Source organism: Achromobacter sp. CF-sbj1-Ac2-l (assembly GCF_052698165.1).
The window spans coordinates 604,210-618,405 of the sequence record NZ_CP199855.1; the positions used below are offsets into that span (position 1 = coordinate 604,210).

Genomic DNA, 14,196 nt, shown 5'->3' on the forward strand with positions numbered 1-14,196 from the left:
ACTCCGCCCGCCGCCGTCACCTTACTTGGTCGGGCGCGGGAACACCCAGACCTTGTCCGCCGGCAGGGCCAGGCGGCAGGGGCCGGGCTCGCGGCCCTCGGGACCGTAGGCGCGCAGCGCCAGCGTGTTGGCCGGATCCGCGTCGGGGGTGCGGAACAGGTATTCCCAGCGGTCGCCCAGGTACATGCTGGTCAGCAGCGGCATGTCGATGTGGTTGCCGTCGGGGTCGTCCGCCAGGCGGACCTGTTCGACCCGGATCACGGCGGTGGCGTCCTGGCCCGCGGCCACGCCTTCGCCGGCCTTGCCCCACAGCGCCCAGCCGCGGCCCTCGATGCGGGCGCGGCCATCGCGCACTTCGGTGACCTTGCCGTCCAGGCGGTTGTTGCTGCCCATGAATTCGGCGGTGAACAGCGTCGACGGCGCGCCGTACATCTCCTGCGGCGTGCCCTGTTGCTCGATCTTGCCGTTGTTCAACAGCAGGATGCGGTCGGAAATGGCCATGGCTTCGCTCTGGTCATGCGTCACCATCAATGCCGACAGGCCCAGGCGGATGATCAGCTCGCGCAGGAAGGCGCGGGCCTCCTCGCGCAGCTTGGCGTCCAGGTTGGACAGCGGCTCGTCCAGCAGGATCACGGGCGGGCTGTACACCAGGGCGCGGCCGATGGCCACGCGCTGCTGCTGGCCGCCGGACAGCGCGTGCGGATGGCGCTGGCCGAGCTTGCCCAGGCCGAGCTGGTCCAGCACCGCCTGTACGCGTTCGCGCACTTCGCCCGACGGCACCTTGCGCAGCTTGAGCGGGTAGGCGACGTTGTCGAACACGGTCTTGTGCGGCCACAGGGCATACGACTGGAACACCAGGCCGAGGTTGCGCTCTTCGGCCGGGATCTCCTGGCGCGCGGCGCCGTCGTAGACGGTGCGATCGCCGATGGTGATGCGGCCGCGCTTGGGGCCTTCCAGGCCGGCCACGGCGCGCAGCAGGGTGGTCTTGCCGCTGCCCGAGGGGCCCAGCAGCGACACCACTTCGCCCTGGCGCAGTTGCATCGACACGCCCTTGAGCACCGGGTTGTCGCCGTAATCCAGGTGCAGGTCTTCTACAGAAAGCTCAATCATGAAGTTTGACTCCGAATCGCAGGGCGATGCCCAGGCCGATCACGACCAGAACGATATTGATGAAGGAAAGCGCGGCCACGATGTCGATGGCGCCCGAGGCCCACAGCGACACCAGCATGGAGCCGATGGTTTCGGTGCCGGGCGACAGCAGATAGACGCCGGTGGAGTATTCGCGCTCGAAAATCAGGAACATCAGCAGCCACGAACCGATCAGGCCGTACTTGGCCAGCGGCACGGTGACGTGGCGTGTGACCTGGCCGCGGCGGGCGCCGGCGCTGCGGGCGGCTTCTTCCAGTTCGGGGCCGACCTGCAACAGCGTCGACGAGATCAGCCGCAGCCCGTAGGCCATCCACACCACCGTGTAGGCCAGCCACACGCTGAAGATGGTGCTGCGCATGGAACGCAGCCATTCGACGAAGTTCTCGCGCGCCCACTCGGCGAACGGCAGGCCCGACAGCCAGCCGCCCAGGTCGGCGTCGAGCGCGTTGTCCAGCCACATCGGCACGAACAGGAACACCCACAGGAACGCCAGGCCCGCCAGCAGGCCGGGCACGGCGCGCGGCACCAGCACGCTGTAGTCCATGAAGCGCGTGACGTTGTCCGGCTTGCGATGCATGGCCAGGCCGACGAAGGTGTAGCAGATCACCGCCAGCGCGCCGCCGAACACGCCGATGGCCACCGAGTTGACGATCGCGCGCATCAGGTTGGGTTGCGAGAACACGGTGCGGAACGCGTCCAGCGACAGCACGTCGAACAGCGACACGCCCATGCCCCAGTTGGACACGAAGGCGCGCAGCAGCACGCCCAGCAGCGGCACCACGATGGTGACCAGCAGCCAGAACGCCACTACGCCGCCGGCCACCCAGCGCCACTTGCCCAGCGGCAGCGGACGGGCGCGCGAGGCCTTGCCCTTGACGGTGACGAAGCGGTTGGCGGTGCGCATCAGGCGGCGCTGCAGCATGACCAGCGGGATCGTCATGCAGATCAGCACCACGGCCACCGCGGCCATCAGGTGGTACGACGGGATGCCGAGCTTGTTGGTCAGCTTGTACAGGTAGGTGGCCAGCACCAGGTTGCCTTCGGGGTCACCCAGCACCAGCACCAGGCCGAACACTTCCAGGCCCAGGAAGAACAGCAGCACCGTGGCGTACAGCATGGCCGGGCGCACCATCGGCAGGCTCACGGACACCATCACGCGCAGCGGCGAGGCGCCGCTGACGCGGGCCGCTTCCTCGACGTCCGAGCCCATGCTGCGCAGCGCCGACGAGATGTACAGGTAGGCGTGCGGCACGTGCGTCAGGCCGGCGATGATGACGATGCTGGTCAGCGAATACACATTCCAGGGCACGAAGCCCAGGATGTTCTGCGCCCAGGTCGAGAAGAAGCCGACCGGGCCCGCCGCCACCACGTAGCCGAAGCCCAGCACCATCGGCGACACGAAGATCGGCACCAGGATCAGCGGCTCGATCCAGCGCCGGCCCGGCAGGTCGGTGCGGATCATCAGGAACGCCAGCATGCCGCCCAGCGGGATGGCGATGATGGCCAGCCCGAACGCCAGGATGAAGCCGCTTTTCAGCGCCTTGTAGAAATCGGGGTCCGCGAAGATGAAGCGGAACGCATCCAGGCTGAAGACCTTGGACGGCGAAAAGAAGGGCGCGGATAGAAAGCTCTGGATGATGATGAACGACAGCGGCACGTAGATGGCCAAGGCTGTGATCAGCACCACCACGCCGCGTGGCAGGGACTGCCATTTTCTGCGCAATGACTGCATGGGGAAAATCCTGTTATCTCGATAGACGCGGGTCGCGCCCACTGGCCATGAACACCCGGGCCACGGGCGGCCTGGCGGGCGGCGGTGCTACGCCCTCCCGCGTGCTTGCGGCCGGGGGCGCGCGGCCCCCGGCGGTACCGGCGACAGCCTTACTTGCCGGCGGCGGCGCGCCAGTCCTTGATGAACTGCAGGCGCTTGTTCTGCTCCAGGTAGTCCAGCAGCGTCTCGTTGACCGGGATCGGCTTGAGCGAGGCGCCCAGCTTCTTGGTCATGCCGTCGACGTCGTTGTCGCCTTCGATGTCGTCGCGGACCGAGGCCAGGTCGGCCTGGTTGGCCATGATTTCCTGGCCCTTCTGCGACAGCAGGTAGTCCATCCACAGCTTGGCGGCGTTGCGGTTCTTGGCCTTCTTGCTGATGAACGCCACGCGCGACAGCACCAGCGCGTAGTCGGTCGGGTAGGCCACGCCCAGCGACGGGTCGGTCTTGGCGCGGGTCTCGGCGTACGAACCCAGGATGTTGTAGCCGATCAGGTTCTCGCCCGACGACACGCGTTCCATCATGGTGCCGGTAGACGACTGCACGATCAGGCCGCCCTTGGCGATGTCCTTGAGCGTTTCGAAGTACTTGGGATCGTTGGCCTTGTCCTGCACGGCCAGCATGAAGCCCACGGCCGACTTCTCGATGTCGTAGGTGGTGACCTTGTTCTTGAACTTGTCCGGCTGGCTGGCGATCAGCTTGGCCAGGGCGCCGTGCGTGGTCGGCACTTCGTTGGCCGGGATCAGGCGCTTGTTGTAGATGAACACCGCCGGTTCGTAGGTGGTGCCGTAGGCCGAATCCTTCCACACCGCCCAGGCCGGCAGCTTGCCGATTTCGGGCGACTTGTACTGCAGCGCGTAGTCGGTGGCCAGCTTGAGGGCCGAGTCCATCGACGAGCTCCAGACGATGTCGCCGCTGCTGCCGCCCGCCGCCTGCTCGCTGATGTAGCGGTTGTACAGCTCGGTGCTGTTCATGTCGTTGTATTCGACCTTGATGCCCGGATACAGCGCTTCGAAGCCCTTGATGATGGGGCCGGCGGCCTTGGTGTCGGTGGTCGAGTAGATCACGACCTTGCCTTCCTTCTTGGCGCCGTCGAGGATCTTCTGATAATCGGCCGGGTAGCCCGCGGGAACCGTTTGGGCGTAGGCGCTGCCGGCGGCGATGGCGAATGCAGCGGCGCAGGCGGCCGCCAGTCTGGACTTGGCAAGCATGTCTTGTCTCCGTTTGGATTTGGTATCGACAGGCGCAAGGGCCTGCTTGGCGTCCATCTTAGGTTTCGGCGTCTGTCGTCGTCCTGTCATGGGACGACAGCCGGGATAAGGGTAATCCCGGTGTCCGCGGCCGCCCTGGCCTAGGGCCGCTCAGGCGTGTCGGTGACCAGCCGGATCCAGTTCTGCACGAAGCGCGAATGGCGCCGCTGGTCCAGCCCCACCAGCAGCGCGGGCGACAGCACCACCGGCTGCACGATGCCCTGCGAGCGCGCCAGCACCGCTTCCGAGGTCCAGCGGCCGGGGGTGTCTTCCATGATCGACCCCAGCGCCGCGTGGCTGGAGGCCACCTGCTGGCCGGCCGGCGACAACAGCCAGTCGACCAGCGCGCGGCCCAGGTCCGGGTTGGGCGCGCGCCGCGCGATCAACACCGAGCGCGCCAGCACCAGCACGTAGTCCTGCGGGAACACCACGCCGATCTTGCTGCCCGCCGCCTGGCGCGACAGGGCGTAGGAGCCGAGGATGTTGTAGCCCAGGTCCATCTCGTCGTTCTCGATGGCATCGAGCAGTTCGGCGCTGGTGGCTGACAGCCGCACGCCAACCTGGCCGAAGGCGTTGGCCAGGCCCCAGAAGTTCGACGACACCAGCTCGTCCTGCTCGGCCATCAGGTAGCCCACGCTGCTGCGCGAGATGTCGTAGGTGCCGACGCGGCCATGCAGCCGAGCGCGGTCGTGCTCCAGCGTGCGCAGCAGGTCCTGGCGCGAGCGCGGCACCGTGGCCTCGGTGTAGCGCTTGGGGTTGTAGACGATCACGGCCGGCTCGAAGGTGAAGCCGTAGACCTCGTTGCGCCATACCGCCCACGACGGCAGCTTTGCGGCGTAGGGCGAGGCGTAGCGCTGGGCATAGCCGTCGTTGGCCAGGCGGATCTGCAGGTCCGAGGCGGAGCTCATCAGCACGTCCACGTCCTTGAGCCGGTCCTCGATGGCGGCCTCGTACAGCTCGCGGCTGCCCATCTCGCGGTAAACCACCGTGACGTCGGGCCGCTGCGCCTGGAAGCCAAGGATCAGCGGCGCCACCACCGGCGTGTCGGTGGGCCCGGCGATGGTCAGCACGCGCGAAGACGGCTGCGGCGCGGGATAGCGGGTGACGATCTCGGGAATCTCGGCGGCGCGCACGTCCGCGGGCGCGGCGGCCAGCAGCAACAGCGTTGTGCCGATGGCCCCGAGCAACCCGGCCACGGCGCGGCCCGCGCGCTGCCGCGCCAGCGGCAGGATGACGCGCGCGGACAGGCCGCCGCCGGGGCGGTCCTGCAGCCACAGCGAGCCGCCGTGCGCCATGGCCACCGAGCGCACGATGGCCAGGCCCAGGCCCGAGCCCGGCTGCGATCCGCCGGCGCGGCCGCGCGTGAAGCGTTGCTGCACGGCGTCCTTTTCGTCATCGGCGATGCCCGGGCCGCGGTCGGACACGGTGAGCGCCACGCGGTAGCCCGCCACCGGCGTCGCCTGGATATCGACGGCGCCCTCGGGCGCATAACGCAGCGCGTTGTCGACCAGGTTGCGCAGCATTTCCCGCAGCGCCACGCGGTCGCCGGCGATGCGGGCGCGCCGCACCTGCGGCGCGATTTCGATGCGCAGGCGCTGCGCCTCCAGCGGCCCGATGCGGCGGCGCGTTTCGTTGATGGTCTCGGCCACGCCCACTGGCGCGCGCGCGCCCTTGCCGAGCCGGTGCGTGATGGTGGCGTCCATCAGCAATTGATTGATCAACTGGCTGGCGTGGGTGGCGTTCAGGTGGATGCGGCCCAGCCGTTCGCGCAGGCGCTTGGGATCGGTTTCATCCAGCGCCACCTCGGCCTGGGCGCGCAGCGAGGCCAGCGGCGTGCGCACCTGGTGCGCGGCGTCGGCGACCAGGGTGTTGAGGGTGTCCATGATCCCTGACAGGCGCTGCATGAAGGCGTTCAGGGCCTCGACCAGCCGCCGCACCTCGGTCGGCACCGGCGTGACCAGCGGCGCCAGGTCGTCCGGCGCCCGTTGCCGCAGTTCGCGTTCGATCACCGCCAGCGGCGCGAAGGCGCGCTGCACGCCGAACCACAGCAGGCCCAGCGCCACCAGCGACACCACGACCAGCGGCAGCACGCTGCGGCCCAGGATTTCGTCGGCCAGCTCCTCGCGCGACCCCAGCGTCTCGGCCACCCGCACGGTGACCCAGCCGGCATGCTGGCTGGCCGACACCAGCCGTCCCACCGTGGCCACGCGCACCGGCTCGTCGTGGTAGCTGAGGTAAGTGAAGACCGGGGTGGCCGACTGCGCCAGCGGCAGGCCGGGCGCCAGGTCGGCATAGCCCGTGATGAGCCGGCCGTTGGACGCGCGGGCTTCGTAGAACACCCGTTCGCTGCCCGACAGCATGGCCAGCGACGATACCGGCGGCTCGACGGTGACGCCGTTGTCCTCGATCTGCACGGAGCCGGCAATCGTCAACGCCGACGCCGCCAGCAGCCGGTCGAAGGCCTGCTCGGCGGCGCGCTGGGCGTAGTCGCGCAGGAAGAACACCAGCCCGATCAGCGCGCAGGCCAGCAGCACCGCGCCCAGTGTGAAGACGCGGCGGCGGATGGAGGCGCTTTCAGGCAGGCTCATGGCTGCGGGCCTGGTAGCCGACGCCGCGCACGGTGACGATATCGACGGAGGCGCCGGCCAGTTTCTTGCGCAGGCGCGAGATCAGCAGTTCCAGCGCGTTCAAAGATCCATCATCCAGGTCGAACAGTTGGTTCATCAGCCGTTCCTTGGCGACGGTCTGCCCCAGCTTGCCCAGCAGGATCTCCAGCAGCCGGAACTCGCGCCGGCCCAGCTCCAGCGGCGCGCCGGCCAGCGTGACGTGGCGATTGGCCAGGTCCAGGCTCAGGTTGCCGTAGGCGGTCACGCTGCTGGTCTGTCCGGCGGGGCGTCGCAGCAGGGCGCGCAGCCGGGCTTCGAGTTCGCGCAGGTCGAAGGGTTTGACGAGGTAGTCGTCGGCGCCCAGGTCGAGCATGTCGATCTTGTCTTCGATTTCGGAACGCGCGGTGACGACGAGCACAGGCGCTTCGAGTCCGGCCGCGCGCAGTTCGCGGATCACGCTGAAGCCGTCCTTGCCGGGCAGGTTGATGTCCAGCACCAGCGCATCCCAGGTCTCGTCCAGCCCCCAGCGCAGCGCGGCGACGCCATCATGCACCCATTGCACGCTATGGCCCGCCGAGCGCAGCTTGCTCTCCACGGCATCGCCCAGGTCGAGGTTGTCCTCGACCAGCAGAATGCGCATGTCCGTCCTCCGATATCGATTGTGATTTTTTCGGGAGTTTAACGGGAGGCTTTGATGCTGTCGCTGTCGGGGGGGCTGTGGTGTTCTTTTGGCCGCCCGTGGCGTCGGCGGCCGGCGGGGCGCGGGGCTACGATTGCGGTCCGGAGCGTTCGCTCCGGACTTCCCCGTTGTCAACCTCGTACGCCTTCGGCTTCCTACGGTTTCCCTCGGGCGCATCTACACGCCCCGCGCCCCACCGGCCGCCGACGCCACGGGCTACAGCGTGATCACGTCACCGGCGCGGGGGCGAATCGTGTGCTTGGCGTTCTGGCGGCAGACCGGGTCGGGACGGAAGATTGGGCGGGGCCGCCAAAACCGGCCGCGCGGGCGGCCTTCTTTGGCATTTGGGGAGAGGTCGGGCGAGATGCGGAGGAATCGGAGAGGCAACGCCGGCGGTACTACGTTTGGAAGAATCCGGGATGCATCGGGTGTTGTCTTCCGTGGAAAGGATCCGGGATGCATCGGGCGTTGTCTTCCGTGGAAGGATCCGCGATGCATCGGGCGTTCTCCTCCCGTGGAAGGATCCGCGATGCATCGCCAGACATCTTCCCCGTCAGCCGTTCTTCCCCAGTATCAGGCGTGCGCCAAGCTCGTCACGCGCAAGCCACCCTCCATCACGCGCCGCCACTCTCTTCCCCCGTCTGGACGGCACCCCAAACAAGCAACCCGCCACCCGCGCGCAGCGCCAACACGCCAAGCCAAGACACCGCGTAAGTTGCGGGCGGCCGCCCGCGCGGCCACCCGCAACGGGCATCAGCAATCTCGTGAAGTGTCCTCGCTCTTGCAGCGCCACAGGCCAAGAAAAACGTAGCTCGTCTGGCAGGCGGCCCGGGCGGCGGGCAACCTCGATGCGCCCGACGGAATCCGAAGGCAGCCGCCGGCAGGCGGCAACGAGGATGAGGCAGGGGAAGTCCGGAGCGAACGCTCCGGACCGCAATCGTGGGCGCCCGCCGCCCGGGCCGCCTGCCAGACGGGCGGCCTAAGAAAGCCCCCCGCCGCCAGCAGAAACAACCCAGCGACAAGCCAAATACCGCCCTAGGCAGCAGCCTCTTCAGCCGCCGGCCCCACCTGCCCCACATACCGGCAATCCAGCTCCAGCGACAACTCATCCATCCCCAGGATCTCCACCTCCACCGCCGTCCCGCGCTCCAGCTCGGGCATCCCCCCGATGCGGGTCACGAGCGGGCAGTTGGCGAAGCGCACCAGGTCTTCGCGCAGCACGTGCGCCACGGTGCGGGTGATGTTGTGCTGCTTGAGCCAGCGCAGGCACCAGTAGCGCTCCATCGCGCTCTGGAACTCGGCCCAGGCCGCGTATTGCGCGTCGAACGCGCCGATGATCGCGAACAGGTCCGCGTCGCGCGGCTTGAAGGGGGCCACCAGGCGCGCCGAGACGCCGTGCTCGACCGCGGCGATCAACTGCCACTGGTTCACCAGGTCGACGTAGCGGCGCAGCGGCGACGTGCTCCAGGCGTATTGCGGCACGCCAATGGCTTCGTGCGGCAGCGCCTGCGTGCTCATGCGCACGCGGCCGGCCTGTTGCGAGCGGTAGATGCCGGGCACGCCGTGCTGGTTCAGCAGGCCGCCCCACAGATTGTTGGCCAGGATCATGTACTCGGCCACCATCCGGTCCAGCGGCGCGTTGCGCTGGCGCGGCACCAGGCGCACCGGGGTGTCGGGATCGTCGGGGTCGCCGTCCAGGTAGAAGCTGTATTCCACCCGCGAATTGTTCTCGGGCTTGCCGCGCACGTTTTCGCGCTGCGCCGACAGCGCCTGCGCCAGCTTCCACAGCGGGCGCAGCCAGTGGCCGTAGGGCAGGTCGGTGGAGGCGTCGTTCAGGCTTTCTTCGGTGACCTGGGCGTCGAGCATGTTGTGGCGCAGGTTCTCACGCACCACCACGCGCTCCAGGCGCGTGTCCGACTCGATGATCTCGCCGGTTTCCGGGTTGGCCGTCACGTACAGCGACAGCACCGGCACCTCGCGGCCGGCGTCCAGCGAGAACGCCTTGATGACATTGTCGGGCTGCATGGGGATCTTGTCGCCCGGCATGTAGACGGTCGACAGGCGCGCGCGCGCCAGCTTGTCGAACTCGCTGTCGCGTGTCACGGTCAGGCCGGGTGCGGCCACGTGGATGCCGACGCGCAGATTGCCGTCGGGCAGGGTGGAGACCGACAGCGCGTCGTCGATTTCGGTGGTGGTGACGTCGTCGACCGAGTAGATCTCGGCATCCGACAGCGGCAGGTCACGGTCGATCGGCGGCAGTTCCAGCTCGGGGAAGGCCAGGCCGCGCGGGAAGTTCACCGCCAGGAAGCGGCGCTTGTGCAGGGCCAGCGCGTGCGGCCAGGCGCCCAGTTCCAGCAGCAGGCGGTCGGGGCTCTTGCCGAGCTTGGCGCAGGCGGCGTCCAGCGCCTTCCATTGCTGCGAATTCTTGTCGGGCCGGATCAGCAGTGATTCGGCCGCCTGGGCGATGGGCTCGGGCAGGCGGCCAGCGGCCATCTCGTCGACCCATTCCTGTTGCTGCTCGGCCTGGCGCTGTTTCTTTTCGAGCGCGGCCAGGGCGGCGGCCAGGATGTCGGGCGGGGCGGGGCGGTAGCTGCCCTTGCCGCGGCGGTGGAAATAGGCGGGTGCGCCGTGCAGGCGCATCAGCAGCGCGGCCTGTTCCACCGGGGTGGGGGCGTGGCCGAAGTAATCGGCCGCCAGCGCGGGCGAATCGAATTCTTCCTGGGGCGCGCATTCCCAGAGGAATTGCAGATCCAGGGTTTCGGCCAGCGCCGCCGCCTGGGCCATCAGCGCGGCCGGTTCGGGCGCGGCGAAATTGAACAGCGTGTTGGCGCGCTTGATCTTGCTGCGCTTGCCCGACTCCGACTCCACCTGCAGGCTGGCGTCGGTTTCGGACAGGATATGGCCGGCCTTGAAGCTGCCGTCGTCTTCGTAAAACACATACATGGTGAGGGTCGTCCTGGGCGGCGCGCACGCGCCGCCTTGCGCAGCTATCTATCGTTGATGTCAGTGTTATTTGGGGCCATTCGGCGTGGAGCCAAGGGCGAATTCGAGCACCTCGGGCATCCAGTCGGCGAAACCGGACAGGCCATGGTCGCCGCCTTGCACGATGCGCTGGCGGCAGCCGGCGTAGCGATCACGCATCTCACGCCAGTCCAGCACCTCGTCGCCCGTCGCCGCCACCAGGAAATACCGCTCTGGCCGGGTGATCCGGCCGACGTGCAGGGCGGCCAGTTCCTCCACATATTCCGGCAGGAACATGAACGGCGCGTCGGAATGATACATGCGGTGCTCGCCTACCTGGGTCGCCAGGTCCCGCGCGGCCTCGACGGCGGGGTTGAGCAGTACCGCCTTGCAGCCCAGCGTCTCGGCCAGCCAGGTGGCATAGAAACCGCCCAGGGACGAACCGATCACGGTCAGCGCGAGCGGGTCGGGGGCGCCTGTCAATTGCTCGCGGGCGATGCCCAGCGCCAGCTCGGCGGCCTCGCGCGGGCTGGCCGGCAGTTGCGGGCAGGTCCACGCGCCGGCCAGCCCGCGGGCGGCCATGGCGTCGGCCATCAGGCGGGCCTTGAAGGAGATCGGCGAGGACCGGAAACCGTGCAGGTAAAGAATCATTGGGTGCCTTTCCGGTGGGGCGGGGGCGCGGATGGAGGCGCCCGGCCTCAGCCGCGCGCTTCCAGGGCGGCCAGCAGCTTGCCGTGGATGCCGCCGAAGCCGCCGTTGCTCATCACCAGCACCTGGTCGCCGGGTTGCGCGGCGCGCGTCACGGCGGCCACCAGGGCGTCGATATCATCGTAACTGGAAGCGCGTTCGCCCAGGGGCGCCAGCACCTGCGCCGGATTCCAGCCCAGGGCGTGCTTGCCCTCGCGGGCGCCGAAGCAGAACACCAGGTCCGCGTCGCGCAGGGAGTCGGGCAGGCGCGCCGCCATGGCGCCCAGCTTCATGGTGTTGGAGCGGGGCTCCAGCACGGCCAGGATGCGCGCCGGCCCGACCTGGCGGCGCAGGCCTTCCAGGGTGGTGGCGATGGCGGTGGGGTGATGGGCGAAATCGTCGTAGACCTTGACGCCGTTGACCGTGCCGCGCAGTTCCATGCGGCGCTTGACCCCGCCGAACCGGCTCAGGGCCTCGACGCCCTCGGCGGCCGGCACGCCGGCGTGCTCGGCGGCCGCCAGCGCGGCCAGCGCGTTCATGCGGTTGTGTTCGCCGCCCAGGGTCCAGCGCACGCTGCCCATGCTGGCGCCGTCGCGCCGCACCTCGAAGGCGCCGCTGTCGTCGGGCGTGCCCGCCTGCCAGGCGCCATCGGCGCCGAACGTGACGATTTCGGACCAGCATCCGCGCGCAATCACGCGGTCCAGCGCTTCGGAGCGCGCCGGGCGGATGATGCGGCCAGACGCCGGAATGGTGCGGACCAGGTGATGGAATTGGGTCTCGATGGCCGCCAGATCGGGAAAAATGTCGGCGTGATCGTATTCCAGGTTGTTCAGCACCGCGGTGCGCGGGCGATAGTGCACGAACTTGGAACGCTTGTCGAAGAACGCCGTGTCGTATTCGTCCGCTTCGATCACGAACGGGCGCCGCGCCGGATCATAGCGCGCGGACACATGCAGATCCTGGGCCACGCCGCCGATCAGGAAATTGGGTGCCAGGCCGGCGGCTTCCAGGATCCAGGCCAGCATCGAGCTGGTGGTGGTCTTGCCGTGGGTGCCGGCCACCGCCAGCACGTGGGCGCCCGGCAGGATGTTGTCGCCCAGCCATTGCGGGCCGGACACATAGCGGGCGCCGGATTCCAGAATGGCTTCCATCAGGGGATTGCCGCGGCTGACGACGTTGCCGATCACGTACAGGTCCGGCTTGAGGGCCATCTGTTCGGGGCCGAAACCCTCGATCAGCTCGATTCCCTGTTCGGATAGCTGGGTGCTCATGGGCGGATAGACGCCCGCGTCGCAACCGGTGACCTTGTGGCCGGCGGCGCGCGCGATCAGCGCCAGGCCGCCCATGAACGTACCGCAGATGCCAAGAATGTGCAGGTGCATTGAAAACTCTCCTGTCCTGCATTGTATATATAGGCGCAGGTCAAGCCGGCACGGCGGGCGATGCGGCGAAAACCGGCCGCAGCGGTTATGATCGCGCCATGAATCGACGCCTACTCCTTTCCGCCGCCGTGGCCGTGGCCGCCACGGTCGCGGGCGGCTACACCCTGCTGGGGCGCAACAAGTCCCGGCAGGCACCCGCGGCGCCCGCCGCCGAGGATCCTGTCGCCGCGCTCATGCAGTTGCAGTTGCCCGACCTGAACGGCGCGACGCAGTCGCTGGCCGCCTGGAAGGGCCAGCCCATCGTGGTGAATTTCTGGGCCACCTGGTGCGCGCCGTGCGTCAAGGAGATGCCCGAACTCGACGCGTTGCAGAAAAAATACCCGCAAATCAAGTTTGTCGGTATCGGCGTGGATTCTGCCGCCAACATGCAAAAATTTGTCGAGAAAGTACAGGTTTCGTACCCGTTGTGGGTCATTGGCGCCGGTGCCATCGATACCCTGCGCAAGCTGGGAAGTCCTAGCGGTGGCCTGCCATTTACCATTGTTTTCAATGCAGATGGCAGCATTAACCGGAAGATATTGGGTGAAATCCAGCCCGACGACCTGAATCAAACGCTCTCTGGTTTGAAGGCGTAAGTCTGTTGGACAAATAGTAGGAATTGGCGTAAAAAGCTGGTTTATCGGCTGTTTTGCCAACAATTGGCAATCCACTCTCTGGCAAGCGCATGGCGCAAAACATACTGGTATTGCATGGCCCGAATCTGAACCTGCTTGGCACCCGGGAACCCCATATCTACGGCAGCCTCACGCTGCCCCAGATCAACGAGGGCCTGGAGCGGCTGGCCGGTGAATTGGGCGCCACGCTGACCGCGTGGCAAGGCAATCACGAAGGCGCGCTGGTTGACCGCATCCAGGCGGCCCGGCAAGACGGCACCGATTTCATCATCATCAACGCGGCGGCATATACGCACACCAGCGTCGCGATCCGCGATGCGCTGGCCGGGGTCGCGATCCCATTTATTGAAGTACATTTGTCCAACCTGTATAAGCGAGAGCCCTTCAGGCATCACTCATATCTGTCCGACTTGGCGGTAGGCCTCATCAGCGGCCTGGGCGCGGACGGCTACGAAGCGGCGCTGCGTTACGCAGTGCGGCACTGATCTCGCACCAACTCTCAGCTTTTACATCTTATATGGCGCGGACCCGACGATCGGGACGTTGCCGACACTATCTCGGGAAGCAGCTTTTATGGACCTTCGAAAACTCAAAACCCTGATCGACTTGGTGGCTGAATCGGGCATCGCCGAACTGGAAATCACCGAAGGCGAAGGCAAGGTTCGCATCGTCAAGTTCTCGCAGACCCTGCAGCCGGTGGCCTACCACCAGCCGGAAGCTGGTGTCGCCGCCGCGCCCGTGGCCGCCGCCGCGCCCGCTCCCGCTCCCGCCGCGGCCGAAGCCGCCCCGGTGGTCCAGGGCCACGTGGTCAAGGCGCCGATGGTCGGCACCTTCTACCGTTCGCCGAACCCGGGCGCCGCGCCGTTCATCGACGTGGGCGCCACGGTCAAGGAAGGCGACCCGCTGTGCATCATTGAAGCCATGAAGCTGCTCAATGAAATCGAAGCCGACAAGTCCGGCGTCATCAAAGAAATCCTGGTCGAAAACGGCGAGCCCGTCGAGTACGGTCAACCCCTGTTCGTCATTGGCTGATAGCTGAA

11 protein-coding genes are annotated in these 14,196 nt (G+C 67.5%); 3 read left to right on the forward strand and 8 right to left on the reverse strand.

Features of this window, described 5'->3' with window-relative positions:
- Window positions 1-21: 21 nt before the first annotated feature.
- The 8 genes from ACUDCK_RS02800 to mpl all read right to left on the reverse strand — a co-directional run bounded on the left by ACUDCK_RS02800 (window position 22) and on the right by mpl (window position 12,482).
- Window positions 22-1,110: an ABC transporter ATP-binding protein gene (locus ACUDCK_RS02800; RefSeq protein WP_144656936.1), complete on the reverse strand. Its 1,089-nt coding sequence runs from the start codon at window positions 1,108-1,110 to the stop codon at window positions 22-24.
- Window positions 1,103-2,881, reverse strand: a complete 1,779-nt coding sequence (locus ACUDCK_RS02805; protein WP_049071111.1) for an ABC transporter permease — start codon at window positions 2,879-2,881, stop codon at window positions 1,103-1,105. Before ACUDCK_RS02805 ends, ACUDCK_RS02800 begins: the two co-directional genes overlap by 8 nt.
- Before the next feature lie 149 nt (window positions 2,882-3,030).
- Window positions 3,031-4,128: an ABC transporter substrate-binding protein gene (locus tag ACUDCK_RS02810; protein ID WP_054503409.1), complete on the reverse strand. Its 1,098-nt coding sequence runs from the start codon at window positions 4,126-4,128 to the stop codon at window positions 3,031-3,033.
- A 140-nt stretch (window positions 4,129-4,268) separates the two neighbouring features.
- Window positions 4,269-6,755 (reverse strand): sensor histidine kinase, encoded by a 2,487-nt coding sequence (locus ACUDCK_RS02815; RefSeq protein ID WP_064527928.1) that lies wholly within the window; start codon window positions 6,753-6,755, stop codon window positions 4,269-4,271.
- Complete coding sequence (locus tag ACUDCK_RS02820; protein ID WP_054503410.1) at window positions 6,742-7,413, reverse strand: response regulator transcription factor; 672 nt, start codon at window positions 7,411-7,413, stop codon at window positions 6,742-6,744. Before ACUDCK_RS02820 ends, ACUDCK_RS02815 begins: the two co-directional genes overlap by 14 nt.
- A 1,074-nt stretch (window positions 7,414-8,487) precedes the next feature.
- Window positions 8,488-10,395, reverse strand: coding sequence for a ribonuclease catalytic domain-containing protein (locus tag ACUDCK_RS02825; RefSeq protein ID WP_175168029.1), 1,908 nt, complete (start codon window positions 10,393-10,395; stop codon window positions 8,488-8,490).
- Window positions 10,396-10,461: 66 nt separating this feature from the next.
- A complete protein-coding gene (locus tag ACUDCK_RS02830) occupies window positions 10,462-11,064 on the reverse strand; it encodes a YqiA/YcfP family alpha/beta fold hydrolase (protein ID WP_175168030.1) in 603 nt (200 codons plus the stop codon).
- A gap of 47 nt (window positions 11,065-11,111) precedes the next feature.
- On the reverse strand, window positions 11,112-12,482 hold the full coding sequence (gene mpl, locus ACUDCK_RS02835; RefSeq protein WP_175143946.1) for a UDP-N-acetylmuramate:L-alanyl-gamma-D-glutamyl-meso-diaminopimelate ligase: 1,371 nt from the start codon (window positions 12,480-12,482) through the stop codon (window positions 11,112-11,114).
- Window positions 12,483-12,580: 98 nt separating this feature from the next.
- Here mpl and ACUDCK_RS02840 point away from each other — a divergent pair, with 98 nt between their 5' ends.
- From ACUDCK_RS02840 to accB, 3 genes are all read left to right on the forward strand, one after another.
- Complete coding sequence (locus ACUDCK_RS02840) at window positions 12,581-13,117, forward strand: TlpA family protein disulfide reductase (RefSeq protein WP_175168070.1); 537 nt, start codon at window positions 12,581-12,583, stop codon at window positions 13,115-13,117.
- An 89-nt stretch (window positions 13,118-13,206) separates the two neighbouring features.
- Window positions 13,207-13,641 (forward strand): type II 3-dehydroquinate dehydratase, encoded by a 435-nt coding sequence (gene aroQ / locus ACUDCK_RS02845; protein WP_064523178.1) that lies wholly within the window; start codon window positions 13,207-13,209, stop codon window positions 13,639-13,641.
- Window positions 13,642-13,729: 88 nt separating this feature from the next.
- Window positions 13,730-14,188, forward strand: coding sequence for an acetyl-CoA carboxylase biotin carboxyl carrier protein (gene accB, locus ACUDCK_RS02850; RefSeq protein WP_054503415.1), 459 nt, complete (start codon window positions 13,730-13,732; stop codon window positions 14,186-14,188).
- Window positions 14,189-14,196: the final 8 nt, after the last annotated feature.

What these genes read in the sequence shown, in the direction of transcription:
- ACUDCK_RS02805 (WP_049071111.1), bottom strand. Translation starts at nt 2,881, where the DNA reads ATGCAGTCATTGCGCAGAAAATGGCAGTCCCTGCCACGCGGCGTGGTG.
- ACUDCK_RS02830 (WP_175168030.1), bottom strand. Translation starts at nt 11,064, where the DNA reads ATGATTCTTTACCTGCACGGTTTCCGGTCCTCGCCGATCTCCTTCAAG.
- mpl (WP_175143946.1), bottom strand. Translation starts at nt 12,482, where the DNA reads ATGCACCTGCACATTCTTGGCATCTGCGGTACGTTCATGGGCGGCCTG.
- ACUDCK_RS02815 (WP_064527928.1), bottom strand. Translation starts at nt 6,755, where the DNA reads ATGAGCCTGCCTGAAAGCGCCTCCATCCGCCGCCGCGTCTTCACACTG.
- ACUDCK_RS02825 (WP_175168029.1), bottom strand. Translation starts at nt 10,395, where the DNA reads ATGTATGTGTTTTACGAAGACGACGGCAGCTTCAAGGCCGGCCATATC.
- ACUDCK_RS02810 (WP_054503409.1), bottom strand. Translation starts at nt 4,128, where the DNA reads ATGCTTGCCAAGTCCAGACTGGCGGCCGCCTGCGCCGCTGCATTCGCC.
- ACUDCK_RS02820 (WP_054503410.1), bottom strand. Translation starts at nt 7,413, where the DNA reads ATGCGCATTCTGCTGGTCGAGGACAACCTCGACCTGGGCGATGCCGTG.
- accB (WP_054503415.1), top strand. Translation starts at nt 13,730, where the DNA reads ATGGACCTTCGAAAACTCAAAACCCTGATCGACTTGGTGGCTGAATCG.
- ACUDCK_RS02840 (WP_175168070.1), top strand. Translation starts at nt 12,581, where the DNA reads ATGAATCGACGCCTACTCCTTTCCGCCGCCGTGGCCGTGGCCGCCACG.
- ACUDCK_RS02800 (WP_144656936.1), bottom strand. Translation starts at nt 1,110, where the DNA reads ATGATTGAGCTTTCTGTAGAAGACCTGCACCTGGATTACGGCGACAAC.
- aroQ (WP_064523178.1), top strand. Translation starts at nt 13,207, where the DNA reads ATGGCGCAAAACATACTGGTATTGCATGGCCCGAATCTGAACCTGCTT.